This window comes from Pseudomonas juntendi (genome assembly GCF_021560075.1).
GTDB classification, from domain to species: Bacteria; Pseudomonadota; Gammaproteobacteria; order Pseudomonadales; family Pseudomonadaceae; genus Aquipseudomonas; species Aquipseudomonas juntendi.
On record NZ_CP091088.1, the window covers coordinates 4,559,342 to 4,577,247 of the forward strand.

A 17,906-nucleotide genomic window follows, 5' to 3' on the forward strand; every position below is an offset into this window, starting at 1 on the left:
CCTGCGGCAGGCCCATAATTGCTGAACCTGACCGTCAGCCTTTCAAGGCATCAGCCAACTCGGCCAGCCACGGCTCGGCATCCGTTTCCGGGGTCACCGTCTCGCTGGCATCCAGTTGCAGCATCGGCTGCACCTCGCGCACGCCCAGCTCGGCAAACAGCTCGCGCAGCTGTTCGCCACCCCCGCAGTAGGTATCGCCATAGCTGGAATCGCCCAGCGCAATCACTGCACCCGGCAGGCCACGGAAGGCCGCTGGCAGGCTGTCACGCAGGCTGCTGTACAAGGGCATCAGGTTGTCCGGCAGCTCACCCATACCGGTAGTCGATGTCACGGCCAGCAGGGCCTGCGGGGCAAAACCTTCAAGGTCCTGCAAAGTGGCACGTGCGGCGTGCCAGGCTTGGTAGCCGGCGGCCTTGAGCTTCGTTTCTGCATGACGGGCGACTTCTTCGGCGGTGCCATAGACCGATCCGGAAATAATGGCGACTTTCATCGGGTAGAGGATTCCGAAACTGAGTGAAAACGTAGGATACTAGCATTCACCGCTGGCAAAAGGCCGCCTCTGCCAAAGCCGCCTGCTACAGCGCGTCCGTTTTTACTGCCTGCCGCATGGCCTGAACATGATCAACGCAAAACTGCTGCAATCGATGGTTGACGCATCCCATGACGGTATCGTGGTTGCCGAACAGGAAGGCGACGACACCATCCTCATTTACGTCAACGCCGCGTTCGAACGCCTGACCGGCTACAGCCGGGACGAAATACTCTACCAGGATTGCCGCTTCCTGCAGGCTGACGACCGTGACCAGCTCGCGCGTGCGCGCATTCGCAAAGCCTTGGCCGAACGCCGCCCGTGCCGGGAAGTGATGCGCAACTACCGCAAGGATGGCACTGCCTTCTGGAACGAGCTGTCGATCACGGCGGTAAGGAACGACGCCGAGCGACGTACCTACTTCATCGGCATTCAGAAGGACGTCACCCGCCAGGTGGAAATGGAGCGAGAGCTGGCCGAACTGCGCGCTCGTCTGAAAGCCGACGAACGCACCTGAACCAAGCCCCCCGGTTACGGTCAACTACGTTGAAGAAATCGCCACCACCGAGTTCGATCATGCAAGCAGACGCCCTTCTTACTCAGGACGAGCTGGATTTCATTCAGAGCATGCAGCATTCGCCCAACCTGAACCTGGCCGACTCGATGTCGAGCCTGCAGGTCAATGGCGACCGCCGCATCCAGAGCTTGCTCACCCGCTTGGTGGCCAATGAACAAGTGACCTTGCAGGCGCAATTCAACAACCAGCAAATCAGCTTCCCGCTGCAACTGGTGGAAGATGAATTCCACGCTTTGCACCTGCAAGTCGGCTCCCCGGAAATCTACGAGGACGGCCCCATGCTGCGGCCATGGCGCCTGTCGCTGGAGCAGCCCAGCGCCCTGCTCGACGGCCATGGCGCGCCTGGCGGGCTGTGGGTACGGGAAATTTCCTTCAAAGGCGTGCTGGTGGAGCTGCGTGGCCTGCCAAGCGCGCCGGCACATTTCGACCTGCGCTTCGCCCCCGGCAACATCCAGCCGATCGAACTGCAGGGTGTGCTGGGCCGGCTTATTGGCCCGGACCTGGCAGCGTACGACCTTGGCCAAAGCCCAGCGGAAGAAATCGAACGCCTGCGCGACTACATCCTGCAGGCCCATTGCCGCGCCCACCCCGAACTGCACACTCAGGTGTCCAGCTGACCTGCCAGGCACTGGCGCAGACGCTGACGCATCATCCCGCCCTGTGCCCCCAGGCAAACCAGGGGGCTGCCCGCCAGGCCGCCGCTGGCCTGGTCCGTTGCCTCTCCCGCCAGCAATAACGCGCAGCCCAGCACCGACGCCAGCCGCTTCAGATAGCGGCTGACCTCTGCAGTGAGCGGCTGGTGGGAAAACAGCACGAGGGCGTCTGGTTTCATGCGTTCGCAGACCAGCGCCAGCTCTTGCAGGGGCTGCCCACACACCAACGGCGTCACGCCAACCTCGTCACTGCCCAGCAGCAGGCTGGTGACCAGCAGTTCAAGCTCATGGCATTGCCCCGGCAAGGGCACCAGCAGCACGTTGTGGCGACGCGGCGCGGCCGCCAGCTGCAAACGCGTGAACACCCGCCCGCGCAAAAACTGGTCAAAAAACAGCCACTCGCTGGTCTGGCCGTAGCCGCCATGGCGCACGGCCAGGTCGTGCCACACCGGCATGAAAACATCGGCGAAAACCTGATCGAGCGTGCTGGCGGCAAACACCTCCTCATAAAGGCGGCCCAGCCCTGGCAGGTCAAAGCGTTGCACTGCCAAGCGCACCTGCTGCTGCCAGCCTAGCGAGTTGTCCACTGCGCGCGTGGCCTGCCCGGCAAGCGCCTGGCTGCGGGCAAGGATGCTGCCCACCTTGCTGACCGCCACGCCGCGCTCCAGCCAGCCGAGGATATTGCGGATATCGTCGACGTCCTCCTGGGAATACAGGCGGTGGCCGCTGTCGGTGCGGATGGGCTGGATCAGACCGTAACGGCGCTCCCAGGCGCGCAGGGTCACCGCATTGACGCCAGTCAGGCGGGACACTTCACGGATCGGAAACAGCACTTGCTGCTCGAAACTCGCATCGGCCCCCGGCTTGCGTCCCAGTTCGCTCATCTGCACGGCATCCTGTGTGCTGGAATAGAGGGCCTAGTCTACTACGACAGCGCCGGGCACAGGTTGCGACCATTTGCCGGCAGACAGTTGCCACACAGCACAACTGCGCGATAATCCGCGCCCGATTCTTGCATGTCTGCCTGCGTTGCCCACCACCCCGGGCCACGCAGCCAAGGGGCCGGCTACCCGCCAGCCCCGTTGCCAGGAGATACACAATGTCTACCCCACCCGTTACCCTGATGGTGTCGCGCCGCGCCGCACATGGCCGCTACCAGGACCTGTTGGCCTGGCTGCATGAGGGCGAACAGCTGGCCACTGACTTCCCCGGCTACCTGGGCTCGGGCATTCTCGCCCCACCCCACGATGGCGACGAGTTCCAGATCATTTTCCGCTTCAGCGATGAGCCCACCCTGCATGCCTGGGAGCATTCGGCCTCGCGGCGGGCCTGGTTGCAGCGCGGCAATGGCCTGTTCGAGCGCCCCAAAGAGGCGCGCGTCAGTGGCATTGACGACTGGTTTGGCGCCAGTGCGGTGCAGAAACCGCCGCGCTGGAAACAGGCCGTGGCCATCTGGCTGGCGTTCTTCCCGGTGTCGTTGGCGTTCAACACGGCGTTCGGCCACTGGCTGGCCGCACTCGACCTGGTACCACGGGTACTGCTCAGCACCCTGGCCCTCACGCCACTGATGGTGTACCTGTTCATCCCGTTGTCCACCCGCCTGCTGGCCGGTTGGCTACAGCCCTCTTCGGCCACCGCGAGCGCCCTGCGCAGCCGCTGAGGCCAGGCCGTACAACGGGCAAACAGTTCGGGTATGCTGGGCGGCAACCACAGGACAGACAAGTTGACCGCCCCGAACATGAACAGCCCAATTCTCGTTACCGGAGCCAGCCAGCGCGTCGGGCTGGCCCTGGCCCTTGAACTGGCACAGGCCGGCCATACGGTGGTCAGTGCCAGCCGTACCGTACAGCCACAGGCGGCCCACCCGAACATCGTGCAGTTCCAGGCAGACCTGTGCCGGGCAGACGACCGCCAGGCGCTGATCGACTACCTGGTCGAGCATTACGACGGCCTGCGCGCCATCATCCATAACGCGTCGTTGTGGCTGGACGATGGCCTGGACAACCTCGAGACCATGTTCCGCCTGCATGTAGAGGCGCCCTACCACCTCAACCTGGCCTTGGGCGAAATGCTGGCCAAGCAGGACAAGGCCGACATCATTCACATCTGCGACGAAACCTCCTCGCGCGGCAGCAAGAGCCACATTGGCTATGCCGCCACCAAGGCCGCGCTGCAGAACATGGTGCTGTCGTTCGCCGAAAAATATGCGCCCAAGGTGCATGTGAACGGTATCCTTCCCGGGCTGCTGATCCTCAAGGAAGGGGGTGACGAAGCCTACCGCCAGCACACCTTGAAAAAGGCCCTGCTGGAGTTCGAACCCGGCGCCGGGCCACTGATCGAGACGGTCAAGTACCTGCTCGCCAGCCAGTACAGCACCGGCAGCCAGGTGGTCATCAATGGTGGCCGCCACCTGAAGAACCGCATGACGTGAGAGCCCACATGACCCCACAGCAACAGCTTGAACTCGAAGCCGCCGCGTTCCGGCGCCTGGTCGACCATTTGCAGAAACGCACCGACGTGCAGAACATCGACCTGATGAACCTGTCCGGCTTCTGCCGCAACTGCCTGTCCAAGTGGTACAAGGCTGCGGCTGACGAGCGTGAGCTCGACCTGAGCCTGGATGACGCCCGCGAAGCGGTGTACGGCATGCCTTATGCCCAGTGGAAAGCCCAATACCAGAAAGAAGCCAGCGCCGAGCAGCAAGCGGCGTTCGAAAAAGGAAAACCTCGTGACTGATCTAGATACCCTGCGCGCCAGCCTGGCCAGCGGCCAACATGCCTTTGCCGACACCCTGGCGTTCATTGCCGAGCACTACAACTATCAGCCGCAGGCGTTCAACAATGGGGGTGTCGAGAATGCCGCCGGGCAGAACGAAGGTTCGTGCAAAACCTTGGGCCTGGCCGTGCTTGAAGGGCTGAGCGATCAGGAAGCGTTGCTAGCTTTCGGCGAGCACTACCGGGATGTGCTGGCCACGCCTGAGGGCAGTGACCATGGCAATATCCGGGCGCTGATCAAGCACGGCCTGGCCGGTGTGACGTTTGCTGCGCCGCCACTGTCGCGCAAGGCTTGAGATTGCCGGGGCTGCTTTGCAGCCCATCGCCGGCAAGCCAGCCCCGACACAGGCCTTGAAGGCACCGCTGTCGAAATGGGAGCTGGCGTGCCAGCGATGAGGCCAGCACGGTGTGAAATTACAGCTCGACGCAGTCGAACTTCACATCGGTGGCTACATCTTCGTCGTAGTTGACGTCAGCGCGCTCAAAGCCGAACAGGTTGAGGAACTGCTTCTTGTAACCGGCGTAGTCGGTCAGCTGGAACAGGTTCTCGGTGGTCACCTGCGGCCACATGGCCTTGCAGGCATCCTGCACGTCGTCGCGCAGTTCCCAGTCGTCCAGGCGCAGGCGGGCCTTCTCGTCCACTTCGGCCGGGGCGCCATCGGCACGGTACATGCGGTCGCGGAACATGCGGTCCAGTTGGTCCTGGGTACCCTCGTGCACACCCTTTTCCTGCATGATCTTGAAGACCATCGACAGGTACAGCGGCATCACCGGAATGGCCGAGCTGGCCTGGGTCACCACCGACTTCAACACCGCCACGTTGGCGCCGCCCTTCACTTCAGCGGCCAGCTTCTTGTCCAGGCGCAGCGCGGTTTCATCCAGGTCCTGCTTGGCCTGGCCCAGGGCGCCGTGCCAGTAGATTGGCCAGGTGATCTCGGTGCCGATGTAGCTGAAGGCCACGGTACGCGCACCCTCGGCCAGTACGTCGGCGCCCGCCAGGGCGTCGATCCACAGTTGCCAGTCCTGGCCACCCATGACGGTAACGGTGTCGGCGATTTCCTGCTCGGTGGCCGGCTCGATGCTGGCCTCGATGATGGTGTCCTTGTTGGTGTCGATGGCAGTCGACTTGTACGGCTGGCCGATCGGCTTGAGTGCCGAGCGGATCACTTCACCGGTCTGCGGCAGCTTGCGCACCGGCGAGGCCAGCGAGTAGATGACCAGGTCGACCTTGCCACCCATTTCGTTCTTGATCAGCTCGATGACCTTGGCGCGGGCTTCGTCGGAGAAGGCGTCACCGTTGATCGACTTGCTGTACAGGCCCTCTGCCTTGGCGAACTTGTCGAAAGCCGCAGCGTTATACCAGCCAGCGGTGCCGGCCTTGGTTTCGGTGCCTGGCTTTTCGAAGAATACGCCCAGGGTGTCAGCCTTGAAGCCGAACGCTGCAGTAATGCGTGCTGCCAGGCCATAGCCACTGGAAGCACCGATGACCAGGACCTTCTTCGGACCATCCTCGCGCACGCCCAGCTTGCGGGTGGCTTCGATCTGGTCACGGACGTTGAGCTCGCAGCCCTTCGGGTGAGTCGTGGTGCAGATGAAACCGCGAACCTTAGGATGAATGATGGCCAATGTCTGTACCTCGTCAGGTTTATGCTGGGGAAGCGCCACATGGGCGTTTCCTGTTGATCAGAGGGTGAGACTACCCCCGCAGGTTATCCGACACATATTACGGGGTGATCCGGGCGATGCAAAACCGGGGTGGACCGCTGCGCGGCCATTCATTTGCTTTTCACATCAATCTCGAAGAAAAACAAACTTAACAAATGAGCCCAGGGCACCGATGCTTGAAGCCTTACGCCCACCGCACGGAGAACAACAACATGAACGACGTGGTCATCGTCGCCGCAACCCGTACCGCCATTGGCAGCTTCCAGGGTGCCCTGGCCAGCATGCCTGCGGTTGACCTCGGCGCCGCCGTGATCAAGCGCCTGCTGGAGCAGACCGGGCTGGACCCGGCGCAGGTCGACGAAGTCATCCTTGGCCAGGTGCTGACCGCCGGCGCCGGGCAGAACCCGGCGCGCCAGGCCGCGATCAAGGCCGGCCTGCCCTTCAGCGTACCGGCGCTGACCCTGAACAAGGTGTGCGGCTCGGGCCTGAAAGCCCTGCACCTGGCGGCCCAGGCCATCCGCTGCGGTGACGCCGAGGTGGTGATTGCCGGTGGCCAGGAGAACATGAGCCTGGCCCCCTATGTGATGCCCTCGGCCCGCACCGGCCAGCGCATGGGCCATGGCCAGCTGATCGACAGCATGATCACCGATGGCCTGTGGGATGCCTTCAACGACTACCACATGGGCATCACTGCCGAAAATCTGGTGGACGAGTACGGCCTCAGCCGTGAACAGCAGGATGCCTTTGCCGCCGAGTCGCAACGCAAGGCACTCGCTGCCATCGAGGCCGGCCGCTTCGATGCGGAGATCACCCCTGTCGTGCTGCCGCAGAAGAAGGGCGAGCCGAAAGTGTTCGCCCGTGATGAGCAGCCGCGCCCGGACACCACTGCCGAGTCGCTGGGCAAGCTGCGCGCAGCGTTCAAGAAAGACGGTAGCGTCACCGCTGGCAATGCCTCCAGCCTGAACGACGGCGCTGCCGCCGTGCTGCTGATGAGCGCCACCAAAGCCGAGGCCCTGGGCCTGCCGGTGCTGGCGAAGATCGCCGCTTATGCCAGTGCCGGGGTAGACCCGGCGATCATGGGCATCGGCCCGGTTGCGGCAACGCGGCGCTGCCTGGACAAGGCCGGCTGGCAGCTGAGCGAACTGGACCTGATCGAAGCCAACGAAGCCTTTGCTGCACAGGCACTGGCCGTGGGCAAGGCGCTGGAGTGGAATGCGGCACGGGTCAATGTGAACGGTGGGGCGATTGCCCTGGGCCACCCGATTGGTGCGTCCGGCTGCCGGGTGTTGGTGACCTTGTTGCACGAGATGATCAAGCGCGATGCCCACAAAGGCCTGGCGACCTTGTGCATTGGCGGTGGCCAAGGTGTTGCACTGGCTATCGAACGTTGAGCGGCGTTTGAGTTGAGCAGGCCCGGCCTGTTCGCGGGCTTGCCCGCTCCCACAGGGTAGTGCAGGTTTCAATACATGCGCTGTACCTGAGGGAGCGGGCAAGCCCGCGAACAGGCCGGCACAAGCAGCAGATGATCAAGCCGCGACTCGGTACTGCTCCAGCGAGGCGGCCAGCGCAGCCACTTCGCGGCACTTCTGCACAGCCACCTCTACGGTGCCATGCGCCAACGAACAGGCCGGCGCCAGCCACAGCCGCGCCCCCAGGCGCTCATGGGCGTCTTGCAACAGCCCCAGGGCATTGTCCAGTTCGCAAGGCGCGCCATCGCGGCCATCAACCAGCCCCAGCGACAGCACTTTGTAGGCCGGCAGGCGGTCAAGGATGGCCTGATACTGTGCGGGCGCCTGCACCAGATCGATGTGCAGGCCATCGACTGGCAGGTTGGCGGCCAGGCCAAGGTTGCCATCCAGGCCACCGGCGTACGTGGCAATCAACTTCTTCAACGGTGCACGCTGCAGGATGTTGTAGACGCGCTCGAAGGCGTTTTTCCAGTCCTGGGGCAGGTCGTGGGCGAGGATCGGTTCGTCGATCTGGACCCATTCGGCGCCCAGCGCAGCCAAGCGGTTGAGGGCCTGATCATACAAGGGCAGCAGGCGATCGAGCAGTTCCAGCTTGTCGAAGTCGGCGTTGCGGGCCTGGCCCTGCCACAGGTAGGTCAACGGGCCAATCACGACAGGCTTGATGGCATGGCCCAGCGCGTTGGCATGCTCCACCTCTTCGAACAAGGGTTCCCAGTTGAGGGCAAATGGCTGGTCATCGGTACCCGGCAGGTGACCACATTGGCCGGTTTCACCGACGGGCAGCAGTTCGATACCGGCGTCTTTCTGCACTTGCCAATGGCGGGCCCGCAGTTCGCGGTCGCCGCCAATGTGTGGAAAGCCCAGGTTGTGTGCCAGTGCCATGTGTCGCCCCTCAGCATGCTCAAATTGATGAGGGGATTTTCCAGTGGATCGTGGGGTTGAGACAAACTCATAAAATTTAAGATGAACCCAAGAAATTCTCATGATCCTGAGGGCGCAGGGGCCGCCCCATGTCTTGTTCAGAGCACCAGCCTGCGCATCCGGACATGACCTCCTGCGCCTTCTGCCGCACAATGCCACCCTGACCATACCAGGTGCCCGGCCTCATGAGCCTGCTGAAAACCGCGCTGCGTGAACACCATTTCGTCTGTGTCATGGAGTTTGTGCCCAAAGCCTCTGCAGAACGCTTCGCTGCGTTGCAAGCGATCATGGACCGTGCGCAGCTGTGCGGCTGGCCAATGACCGTGGCCATCGGCGACCGCGTCGGCAGCCCGCTGGACATGTCGCCGCTGGACGCCCTGGCCTCGTTCGACCGCCCGGTGCCTGCCCTGCCGCATTTCTCCGGCAAGGACCGCGAACGCCACCACTTGCTCGCGCAATTGCAGCGCATGGAGGCGGCCGGCCTCGACCAGTTGCTGCTGCTGACCGGTGACCGTTTGCCTGGGCATGAACCCGGCCAGCGCCCGGTGCGCTACCTGGAGTCGGTGGCCGCGCTGCAGATTGCCCGCCAGGCCTGCCCGCACTGGTTGCTGGGCGCGGCGCTGAACCCGTTCAAGTACCACGAGGAAGAAGGCGGCGCGCAGTACTTCAAGGCCGAGAAAAAACTGGCTGCGGGGGCCGACTTCCTCACCTTGCAACTGGGCTTCGACGCAGCCAAACACCAGGAAGCCATGCACTGGATGCGCCGCCAGGCCGCGCCCAAACCCATGCTGGCCTGCCTGATGAGCCTTACCCATGGCCGTGCAGCGATGCTCGACCACGTCGCCGGCGTGACCGTTACCCCCTCCATGCGCGAGATGCTCGAGGCGGAAACGGCGCAGTCCAAGGCTTTTGCCCAGTCGCGCAGCGTTGACCGCCTTGCCTTGCAGATCATCGGTACGAAGCTGATGGGTTACGCGGGCGTGCACCTGTCGGGCATTCATGACCTGAAGCAGCTGCTTGCCCTTGAAGCGCGACTGGCGTACTGGCAAACGCACGTCCACACCCTGGAGCAATGGGCGCCCGCCTGGCAAGCCAGTTGGCAGATGCCGGGGCTGCCGGCAGTCACCTTCCATCCCCCCCAGGCCAACTGGCGCAAGGGCGAATCAAGGGTCGATGCCTCGTTCAAGGAAAAAGCCCGCTACCACCTGATGCATGGCATGCATGGGCTGCTGTTCAGCCGCCGCAACAGCCTGAGCAAGGCGTTTGGCTGGGCGGTGCGCCAGCCACTGTGGACTACCCGCCTTGGCGCACAGGTGCTGCACACCCTGGAGCGCAGCGTTAAGCGCCCGTTGGTTGGCTGTGATACCTGCGGCCGCTGCCGCCTGGAAGACACCTTGTACACCTGCCCGGAAACCTGCCCCAAGGGCCTGGCCAATGGCCCCTGTGGGGGCACCGCGCTCAACCGCTGCGAGTTCGGCGACCGCGAGTGCATCCACAGCATCAAGTACCGCACGGCCAAGGCCGTGGGGCAAACCGCCGTGCTGAGGGAGCGGCTGATCCCCTGCATCGAGGAGCAAACGCGCCACCGCAGCTCGTGGCCGCAGTGGTTCGCGCCACCCTCGCCGCGCCGGGTCAGCCCTCAGCCAGCGCCTCGAACCCAGCCCGAATCGTAGCCTCAGGCAGGTCATCGGCAATGAAGACCATCACGCTTTCGCGGGTTTCGCCTTCGGCCCACTCGGCGTCCCAGTCGAAGCCATACAGCTTGAGCACACCCTGGAACACCAGCTTGCGGTCCTCGCCGGCAATGTTCAGCACGCCCTTGTAACGCAGCAGCTGCTTGCCATGGGTTTCCAGCAAGTCGTTCATGAAGCCGCTGAGGCGGTCGATATCCAACGCGGCTTCGGTACGCAACACCAGGGTGCCGATGCGGTCGGGGGTGGCCGGCTTGAGCACCGGGCGCAGCGAGGGTTTCAGGTTTGCGCCCAGGTCGGGGTTGAGGTTGAAGCCGCGCACGTCCAGCAACTCTGCCAGGTCGATGCAACCGTGCTCGACCACTCGGATCGCCGCCCGCCCGTTGATACGGGCCAGGCGTTCGCGCAGGGCCTGGACCGCAGCCGGCTCGACGAGGTCGGTCTTGCTCAGCAACAGGCGATCGGCAAAGCCAACCTGGGCCTGGGCGATGGTCTGGGTCAGATGCAACTCGGCATGCTTGGCATCGACCAGGGTGATGATGCCGTCGAGGATGTAGCGCTCGCGCAGTTCCTCGTCGATGAAGAAGGTTTGCGCCACCGGCGCCGGGTCGGCCAGGCCGGTGCATTCGATCACCAGGCGGTCGAAGGCGATTTCGCCGGCATCCAGGCGCTCGAGCAGCAGGTACAAGGCGCGGGTCAGGTCGCCATGGATGCTGCAGCACACACAGCCGTTGGCCAGGGTCATCACCTGCACCGGCTGGTCGCCCAGCAACTGGCTGTCGATGCCGGCGTCACTGAATTCGTTTTCGATCACCGCCAGCTTCAGACCATGCTCGGCCTTGAGCATGTGTTTGAGCAAGGTGGTCTTACCGGCACCGAGGAAGCCGGTGAGGATGGTTACGGGAATGGGCGTCTGCACGCAGAACATCTCCTGTGCGGAAAAAACACTGGCCACATCGCCGGCAAGCCAGCTCCCACAGGTACCGCGCAAACCTTGACGCCTGGGCAGTACCTGAAAGAGCGCCCCAAAGGCACCGCACAAACCTGGAGGCCTGTGAAGTGCCTGTGAGAGCTGGCTTGCCAGCGATGAGGCCGGTACAGGTTAACGCTTGAGACTCAACAGCACTTGGGCCCGGACTTGCCGCCATAACGTGCTTCCTGACGTTCGCGGAAGAACTGCTCATACGTCATGACCGGCTTGTCCGGGTGTGTCTTGTGCATGTGCTCGACATAGTTGTCGTAGTCGGGCATGCCGACCATCAGGCGGGCGGCCTGCCCCAGGTACTTACCCAGTCGACCCAGGTCGTTGAACATGACAGCGGTCCTCTCAAGCGTCAGGCAGGGCCTGGAACGGGGTTTCCTTGTCGCTGCGTTCTTTGCGGCCGAGGGCGGCGTAGCCGACCTTGATGGCAAAGAACAGCACACTGAACACCACCAGCAGGAACAGAATGGTCAGGCCGGCGTTGGTGTAGGCGTTGAAGATCACGTGTTGCATCTGCCCGATGTCCTTGGCCGGGGCCAGAACCTGGCCGGCGTCCAAGGCGGTGCTGTATTTCTTGGCCAGGGCCAGGAAACCTACAGCCGGGTTCGGGTCGAACAGCTTGATCAGGCCCGCCGCCGTGGTGCAGATCAGCAGCCAGGCTGCCGGCAGCAGGGTGACCCAGATGTAGCGCTCGCGCTTCATCTTGATCAGGACCACGGTGCCCAGCATCAGGGCAATACCCGCCAGCATCTGGTTGGAGATACCGAACAGTGGCCACAGGGTGTTGATACCGCCCAGCGGGTCGATCACGCCCTGGTACAGCAGGTAACCCCACAACGCTACACAACCGCCGGTGGCCAGCAGGTTGGCACCCCACGACTCGGTGCGTTTCAGGGCTGGTACGAAGCTGCCCAGCAGGTCTTGCAGCATGAAGCGCCCGGCACGGGTACCGGCGTCGACCGCGGTGAGGATGAACAGCGCCTCGAACAGGATCGCGAAGTGGTACCAGAACGCCATGGTGTTTTCACCCGGCAGCACCTGGTGCAGGATTTGCGCGATACCTACCGCCAGCGTGGGTGCACCCCCGGCACGGGCCAGGATGGTGTGCTCGCCAATGTCGCGGGCCACCGCCTCCAGTTGTTCGGGCGTAATCAGGAAGCCCCAGCTGCTCACGGTCTGCGCGACCGACGCCACATCGGCGCCGACCACCGCTGCCGGGCTGTTCATGGCGAAGTACACGCCAGGTTCGATCACCGACGCAGCCACCATGGCCATGATGGCCACGAACGACTCCATCAGCATGCCGCCATAGCCGATGTAGCGGGCGTTGATTTCGTTATCCAGCAGCTTGGGCGTAGTGCCCGAGGAGATCAGCGCGTGGAAGCCAGACACCGCACCACAGGCAATGGTGATGAACAGGAACGGGAACAGGGTGCCCTTCCATACCGGGCCAGTGCCATCGGTGAACTGGGTCAGCGCCGGCATTTTCAGCTCGGGCATGGTCACCAGGATGCCGATGGCCAGGGCGATGATGGTACCGATCTTGAGGAAGGTCGACAGGTAGTCGCGCGGCGCCAGCACCAGCCACACCGGCAGCACCGCAGCCACGAAACCGTAACCGACCAGCATCCAGGTGATCTGCACGCCGGTGAAGGTGAACGCCGGGCCCCATACCGGATCGGCCGCAATCTGGCCCCCCAGCCAGATCGAGGCCAACAGCAGCACCACGCCGATGATCGAGATTTCACCAATGTGGCCCGGGCGGATGTAGCGCATGTAAATGCCCATGAACATCGCGATCGGGATGGTCGCCATTACCGTGAACATGCCCCATGGGCTTTCGGCCAGGGCCTTGACCACGATCAGCGCCAGCACCGCCAGGATGATGATCATGATCAGGAAGCAGCCGAACAGGGCGATGGTGCCCGGAATGCGACCCATTTCCTCGCGCACCATGTCGCCCAGCGAGCGGCCATTGCGGCGGGTAGACAGGAACAGGACCATGAAGTCCTGCACTGCACCGGCCAGCACCACACCGGCAATCAGCCACAGCGTGCCGGGCAGGTAGCCCATTTGCGCGGCGAGCACCGGGCCCACCAGTGGGCCAGCGCCGGCGATGGCGGCGAAGTGGTGGCCGAACAGAATGTGTTTGTTGGTCGGAACGTAGTCCAGGCCGTCGTTGTTGAGCACCGCCGGGGTGGCACGGCGCGGGTCGAGTTGCATCACTTTGGTGGCGATGAACAGGCTGTAGTAGCGATAGGCGACCAGGTAGATGGCCACTGCCGCGACCACGATCCACAAGGCATTGATCGCCTCACCGCGACGCAGGGCAACAACACCCAGCGCGCAGGCCCCTATGACTGCCAGCGCCAGCCACGGTATGTGGCGTAGCAGGCTATTATTGTTGTTCATGGTTAGCTTCCAGCTGTTGGATTGGAAAGACCGCCCACCGAGTCTAGGGCGAGTCAGGCGGCATTGCCACACTTGCTTTGGTCTAGAGCCTCTGCGGCCAGATTGCAGTACCTGATGCACAAACCCTTCATCACCCTGATCAGGATGCCACCCGAGGGCCTTACCCCATGAGCGATCACGACGAACGTAGGCGTTTCCAGCGAATCTGCTTCGACGCCCCTACCGAACTTCACCAAGGCTCCCGATGCTGGTCGCCCAAGCTGCTGGACATTTCGCTCAAGGGGCTGCTGGTGGAACGCCCGCAGCAATGGGATGCCGACCTGAGCCAGAACTTCGACGCAATCATCACGCTGGACGAGCAAACGCAGGTGACCATGCAGGTCGAACTGCGCCACGAGGAACCGGCCCGGCTTGGTTTCATCTGCCTGTACATCGATGTCGAATCGATGACCCATCTGCACCGTCTTGTGGAATTGAACCTGGGTGACGGCACCAGAATGATGCGTGAGCTGCGCGAATTGATCGAAGAATGGAATCTCTTAGCTAGCTAAGGGCCTTCCCACTTTGTGTTTCCTGTCTACTCAGACAGCTTTAGGGCTGGGTAGCAGGACTTTGTACACACCCCTCTAGTACAGCTTTAGACAAGTTGGTACGGCTCATGCATTGGGTTTTGACACACCCTGATGCCGCACTTGTGCGCGCTCCGATCAAAATATTGTATACAATTCTTGTGGCAATCAATCACGGGAAGTGTCTACAGTAGCGCCACAACAATAAACAGAGAGCCTGCTCCATGACTACGTCCCCTAGCACGTCTCCCGCTCAACGCCCCGAGGACGAAAACCTCGGGCTGGGCGCCAACCTGGCCTATGGTCTGCAACACGTGTTGACCATGTACGGGGGGATCGTCGCGGTGCCCCTGATCCTGGGGCAGGCCGCTGGCCTGAACGGTGGCGAAATCGGCATGCTGATCGCCGCCTCGCTGTTTGCCGGTGGCCTGGCCACCCTGCTGCAGACGTTGGGTCTGCCGTTTTTCGGCTGCCAGCTACCGCTGGTGCAGGGCGTGTCGTTCGCTGGCGTGGCGACCATGGGCGCCATTCTCAGCAGCGAAGGTGGCGGTGGCTTGCCGGGGGTGCTCGGTGCGGTCATGGCGGCATCACTGATCGGCTTTCTGATCACCCCGGTGTTCTCACGCATTACCAAGTTCTTCCCGCCCTTGGTGACCGGTATCGTCATCACCACCATCGGCCTGACCCTGATGCCGGTCGCCGCGCGCTGGGTAATGGGCGGCAACAGCGCTTCGCCCGAGTTCGGCAGCGTGGCCAATATCGGCCTGGCGGCGCTGACCTTTGCCATTGTGCTGCTGCTGAGCAAACTGGGTAGCGCGAGCATCTCGCGGCTGTCGATCCTGCTGGCCATGGTGGTCGGCACATTGATCGCCTGGGCGCTGGGCATGGCCGACTTCAGCAAGGTCACCGAAGGCCCGATGTTCGCCTTCCCCACGCCGTTCCATTTCGGCATGCCCGAGTTTCACATCGCGGCCATCCTGTCGATGTGCATCGTTATCATGGTGACCCTGGTGGAAACCTCGGCCGACATCCTTGCCGTGGGCGAGATCATCGATACCAAGGTCGACTCCAAGCGCCTGGGCAACGGCCTGCGTGCCGACATGGCGTCGAGCATTCTGGCGCCGATCTTCGGCTCGTTCACGCAAAGCGCATTCGCCCAGAACGTCGGCCTGGTGGCCGTTACCGGCGTCAAGAGCCGTTATGTGGTGGCTACCGGTGGCCTGATCCTGGTGGTTCTCGGCCTGCTGCCGATCATGGGCCGGGTCATTGCCGCCGTCCCTACCCCGGTACTGGGCGGTGCAGGCATCGTGCTGTTCGGCACCGTGGCGGCCAGTGGTATCCGCACTTTGTCCAAGGTCAGCTACAAGAACAACGTGAACTTGATCATTGTCGCGGCATCGCTGGGCTTCGGCATGATCCCGATCGCCGCGCCGACCTTCTACCACCACTTCCCGAACTGGTTCGAGACCATTTTCCACTCGGGCATCAGCTCGGCGGCGATCATGGCCATCCTGCTGAACCTGATCTTCAACCACTTCACCACCGGCAACTCGGAAAACCAGTCGGTGTTCGCTGCGGCCTACGAGCGCACCATCCAGTATTCGGACATTTCTGCACTGCGCGATGGCGACTACTTCAAGGATGGCAAGTTGTTCGATGCCGAGGGTAACGAGGTGCCGATGCTGGAGCTGGATGAGCATGGCAATGAAACGGTCAGACGCCCTGCGGCGGTGGCCGAGCATTGAGGGTTGCCTGAGCGGTGAGGTGGGGGGCCGATGCGCATCATCGGCCCCCTTTTTCGTTTGCCTGGGCTGACCCTGTCGCCGGCAAGCCACACAGGGCTCGCATCAGGGCTCACGGGTGTTTGCCACAAGGTATGCAGCGCCTGTGAGATTGAGCGCCGCCCGCGCGGCGCATCGCGAGCTGCGCTCGCTCCTACGTTTGTTTCGGGCCAGTAACGCCTGTGACAGGCGCGCGCGGCCGCCTTGTTTGTACGGCGCGATATTGAGGCATGCACCAAGGCGTTCGCGCGCGAATCCCACAGGAATAATTGGCCCGAAACAAACGTAGGAGCGAGCGCAGCTCGCGATTGCGCCGCGCGGGCGGCGCTCGCTCCAACAGGCGCTGCCATACCTTGTGGCAAACACCTGTCAGCCCTAAGGCGATCCTTGTGGGAGCTGGCTTGCCGGCGATAGGGCCAGTACAGGCTACGAATTACTCGAACAATGCATCCAGGGCCTGCTCCAGCCGGGTCACGGCAATGACCTGCAGCCCCGCTGGCGGCTCCTTCGGCGCATTGCCCTTGGGCACGATCGCCCGCTTGAAGCCGTGCTTGGCCGCTTCCTTCAAGCGCTCCTGCCCGCTTGGCACCGGGCGTACCTCGCCCGACAAGCCGATCTCGCCGAACACCAGCAGACCATGGGCCAGTGGCCGATTGCGCAGGCTGGACATCACCGCCGCCAGCAGCGCCAGGTCCGAAGCGGTTTCCAGCACCTTGACCCCGCCCACCACATTGAGGAACACGTCCTGGTCGTGGGTGGGTATACCGCCGTGGCGGTGCAGTACCGCCAGCAGCATGGCCAGGCGGTTCTGGTCCAGGCCCAGGGTGACCCGGCGCGGGTTGGCCAGGTGGCTGTCGTCCACCAGCGCCTGCACCTCGACCAGCATGGGCCGGGTGCCTTCCCAGGTGGCCATCACCACGCTGCCCGGCACTTCCTCCTGGGTACGGTTGAGGAAGATCGCCGACGGGTTGGATACCTCCTTCAAGCCGCGGTCGGTCATGCCGAACACGCCCAGCTCGTTGACGGCGCCGAAGCGGTTCTTCACCGCCCGCAGCAAGCGCAGGCGGCCGTCGGACTCGCCCTCGAAATACAACACGGTATCGACCATGTGCTCCAGCACCCGCGGGCCGGCCAGCGAGCCCTCCTTGGTGACATGGCCGACCAGGAAGATGGCCGTGCCGCTCTGCTTGGCATAACGCACCAGCAACGCCGTGCTTTCACGCACCTGGGCAACGCCACCAGGGGCTGACTGCAACTGCTCGGTGAAGATGGTCTGGATGGAGTCGATCACCATTACCCGCGGTTTTTCGACACGTGCCGTGGCAATGATCGTCTCGATGCAGGTTTCGGTCATGACCTTGAGCTTGTCCTGGGGCAGGCCCAGGCGGCGCGAGCGCATGGCCACCTGTTGCTGCGATTCCTCGCCAGTGACATACAGTGCCGGCATGCCCACGGCGATATTGCACAGGGTCTGCAACAGGATGGTCGACTTGCCGATACCAGGGTCGCCACCAATCAGCACCACCGAGCCGTCTACCAGGCCGCCACCCAACACACGGTCGAGCTCGGTGCTGCTGGTGGTGAAACGGGGGATCTCCTCGACGCTGACTTCGGCCAGGGTCTTGATCTGTGCCTGCTGCCCGGTCCAGCCGGCGCGGCCACTGCTGGGCGCAGCGGCACCGCCGCTTTCGATCATGGTTTCGACCAGGGTGTTCCAGGCCCCGCATTCACCACACTGGCCGGCCCATTTGGGGAAGGTCGCGCCGCACTCGGTGCAGCCATACATGCGCTTGGCCTTGGCCATGGGTTGGGGTCTCCTGGAAAAATCGCCATGATAGCCGAGCCGCACGTGCCTCGAGCGCTTCGGGATGCGACAAAACTAT

18 protein-coding genes are annotated in these 17,906 nt (G+C 63.2%); 10 read left to right on the forward strand and 8 right to left on the reverse strand.

Features of this window, described 5'->3' with window-relative positions:
* Positions 1 to 34 precede the first annotated feature (34 nt).
* Positions 35 to 490, reverse strand: coding sequence for a flavodoxin (locus L1P09_RS21180; protein WP_009682669.1), 456 nt, complete (start codon positions 488 to 490; stop codon positions 35 to 37).
* A gap of 127 nt (positions 491 to 617) precedes the next feature.
* Here L1P09_RS21180 and L1P09_RS21185 point away from each other — a divergent pair, with 127 nt between their 5' ends.
* The gene (locus L1P09_RS21185) at positions 618 to 1,046 is read left to right on the forward strand and encodes a PAS domain S-box protein (RefSeq protein ID WP_009682668.1); all 429 of its coding nucleotides are present in this window, start codon (positions 618 to 620) and stop codon (positions 1,044 to 1,046) included.
* A gap of 59 nt (positions 1,047 to 1,105) precedes the next feature.
* The gene (locus L1P09_RS21190) at positions 1,106 to 1,723 is read left to right on the forward strand and encodes a hypothetical protein (RefSeq protein WP_192440950.1); all 618 of its coding nucleotides are present in this window, start codon (positions 1,106 to 1,108) and stop codon (positions 1,721 to 1,723) included.
* On the opposite strand, the gene L1P09_RS21195 is transcribed toward L1P09_RS21190, so the two are convergent.
* Complete coding sequence (locus L1P09_RS21195) at positions 1,708 to 2,643, reverse strand: MerR family transcriptional regulator (RefSeq protein WP_192440952.1); 936 nt, start codon at positions 2,641 to 2,643, stop codon at positions 1,708 to 1,710. The two genes, L1P09_RS21190 and L1P09_RS21195, sit on opposite strands and share 16 nt — an antisense overlap.
* Positions 2,644 to 2,858: 215 nt before the next feature.
* On the opposite strand from L1P09_RS21195, the gene L1P09_RS21200 reads away from it, so the two are divergent.
* From L1P09_RS21200 to L1P09_RS21215, 4 genes are read left to right on the forward strand one after another with little or no spacing between them, the layout of a single operon-like run.
* On the forward strand, positions 2,859 to 3,419 hold the full coding sequence (locus L1P09_RS21200) for a hypothetical protein (protein WP_054906047.1): 561 nt from the start codon (positions 2,859 to 2,861) through the stop codon (positions 3,417 to 3,419).
* Positions 3,420 to 3,452: 33 nt separating this feature from the next.
* A complete protein-coding gene (folM, locus tag L1P09_RS21205) occupies positions 3,453 to 4,190 on the forward strand; it encodes a dihydromonapterin reductase (protein WP_009682663.1) in 738 nt (245 codons plus the stop codon).
* 8 nt (positions 4,191 to 4,198) lie between these two features.
* Entirely contained in the window at positions 4,199 to 4,495 is a 297-nt protein-coding gene (locus L1P09_RS21210; protein ID WP_009682662.1) for a DUF1244 domain-containing protein, read from the forward strand.
* A complete protein-coding gene (locus tag L1P09_RS21215) occupies positions 4,488 to 4,829 on the forward strand; it encodes a HopJ type III effector protein (protein ID WP_054906046.1) in 342 nt (113 codons plus the stop codon). The genes L1P09_RS21210 and L1P09_RS21215 overlap by 8 nt, the downstream gene beginning before the upstream one ends.
* Positions 4,830 to 4,947: 118 nt before the next feature.
* On the opposite strand, the gene fabV is transcribed toward L1P09_RS21215, so the two are convergent.
* Entirely contained in the window at positions 4,948 to 6,159 is a 1,212-nt protein-coding gene (gene fabV / locus L1P09_RS21220) for an enoyl-ACP reductase FabV (protein WP_029886896.1), read from the reverse strand.
* 251 nt (positions 6,160 to 6,410) lie between these two features.
* On the opposite strand from fabV, the gene L1P09_RS21225 reads away from it, so the two are divergent.
* Positions 6,411 to 7,589: an acetyl-CoA C-acetyltransferase gene (locus L1P09_RS21225; RefSeq protein WP_235768072.1), complete on the forward strand. Its 1,179-nt coding sequence runs from the start codon at positions 6,411 to 6,413 to the stop codon at positions 7,587 to 7,589.
* 135 nt (positions 7,590 to 7,724) lie between these two features.
* Here L1P09_RS21225 and L1P09_RS21230 read toward each other — a convergent pair whose 3' ends face one another.
* Complete coding sequence (locus L1P09_RS21230; protein ID WP_235768073.1) at positions 7,725 to 8,549, reverse strand: 5-methyltetrahydropteroyltriglutamate--homocysteine methyltransferase; 825 nt, start codon at positions 8,547 to 8,549, stop codon at positions 7,725 to 7,727.
* A gap of 224 nt (positions 8,550 to 8,773) precedes the next feature.
* Between L1P09_RS21230 and L1P09_RS21235 the strand changes: the two genes are divergently transcribed.
* Entirely contained in the window at positions 8,774 to 10,261 is a 1,488-nt protein-coding gene (locus L1P09_RS21235; RefSeq protein WP_235768074.1) for a methylenetetrahydrofolate reductase C-terminal domain-containing protein, read from the forward strand.
* On the opposite strand, the gene yjiA is transcribed toward L1P09_RS21235, so the two are convergent.
* From yjiA to L1P09_RS21250, 3 genes are all read right to left on the reverse strand, one after another.
* Positions 10,221 to 11,198, reverse strand: a complete 978-nt coding sequence (gene yjiA / locus L1P09_RS21240; RefSeq protein ID WP_054906238.1) for a GTPase — start codon at positions 11,196 to 11,198, stop codon at positions 10,221 to 10,223. The genes L1P09_RS21235 and yjiA overlap by 41 nt on opposite strands.
* A 197-nt stretch (positions 11,199 to 11,395) precedes the next feature.
* The gene (locus L1P09_RS21245) at positions 11,396 to 11,593 is read right to left on the reverse strand and encodes a YbdD/YjiX family protein (protein ID WP_009682654.1); all 198 of its coding nucleotides are present in this window, start codon (positions 11,591 to 11,593) and stop codon (positions 11,396 to 11,398) included.
* A 13-nt stretch (positions 11,594 to 11,606) separates the two neighbouring features.
* Positions 11,607 to 13,673 carry a carbon starvation CstA family protein gene (locus L1P09_RS21250; protein ID WP_235768075.1) on the reverse strand — a complete coding sequence of 689 codons (2,067 nt, stop codon included), beginning with the start codon at positions 13,671 to 13,673 and terminating at the stop codon, positions 11,607 to 11,609.
* Positions 13,674 to 13,840: 167 nt separating this feature from the next.
* On the opposite strand from L1P09_RS21250, the gene L1P09_RS21255 reads away from it, so the two are divergent.
* Both L1P09_RS21255 and L1P09_RS21260 read left to right on the forward strand, forming a co-directional pair.
* A complete protein-coding gene (locus tag L1P09_RS21255; protein ID WP_029886891.1) occupies positions 13,841 to 14,224 on the forward strand; it encodes a PilZ domain-containing protein in 384 nt (127 codons plus the stop codon).
* A 242-nt stretch (positions 14,225 to 14,466) separates the two neighbouring features.
* Positions 14,467 to 15,987: a nucleobase:cation symporter-2 family protein gene (locus L1P09_RS21260; protein WP_054906235.1), complete on the forward strand. Its 1,521-nt coding sequence runs from the start codon at positions 14,467 to 14,469 to the stop codon at positions 15,985 to 15,987.
* Positions 15,988 to 16,456: 469 nt separating this feature from the next.
* Here L1P09_RS21260 and radA read toward each other — a convergent pair whose 3' ends face one another.
* Positions 16,457 to 17,827, reverse strand: a complete 1,371-nt coding sequence (radA, locus tag L1P09_RS21265) for a DNA repair protein RadA (protein WP_009681282.1) — start codon at positions 17,825 to 17,827, stop codon at positions 16,457 to 16,459.
* Between the last annotated feature and the right edge of the window lie 79 nt (positions 17,828 to 17,906).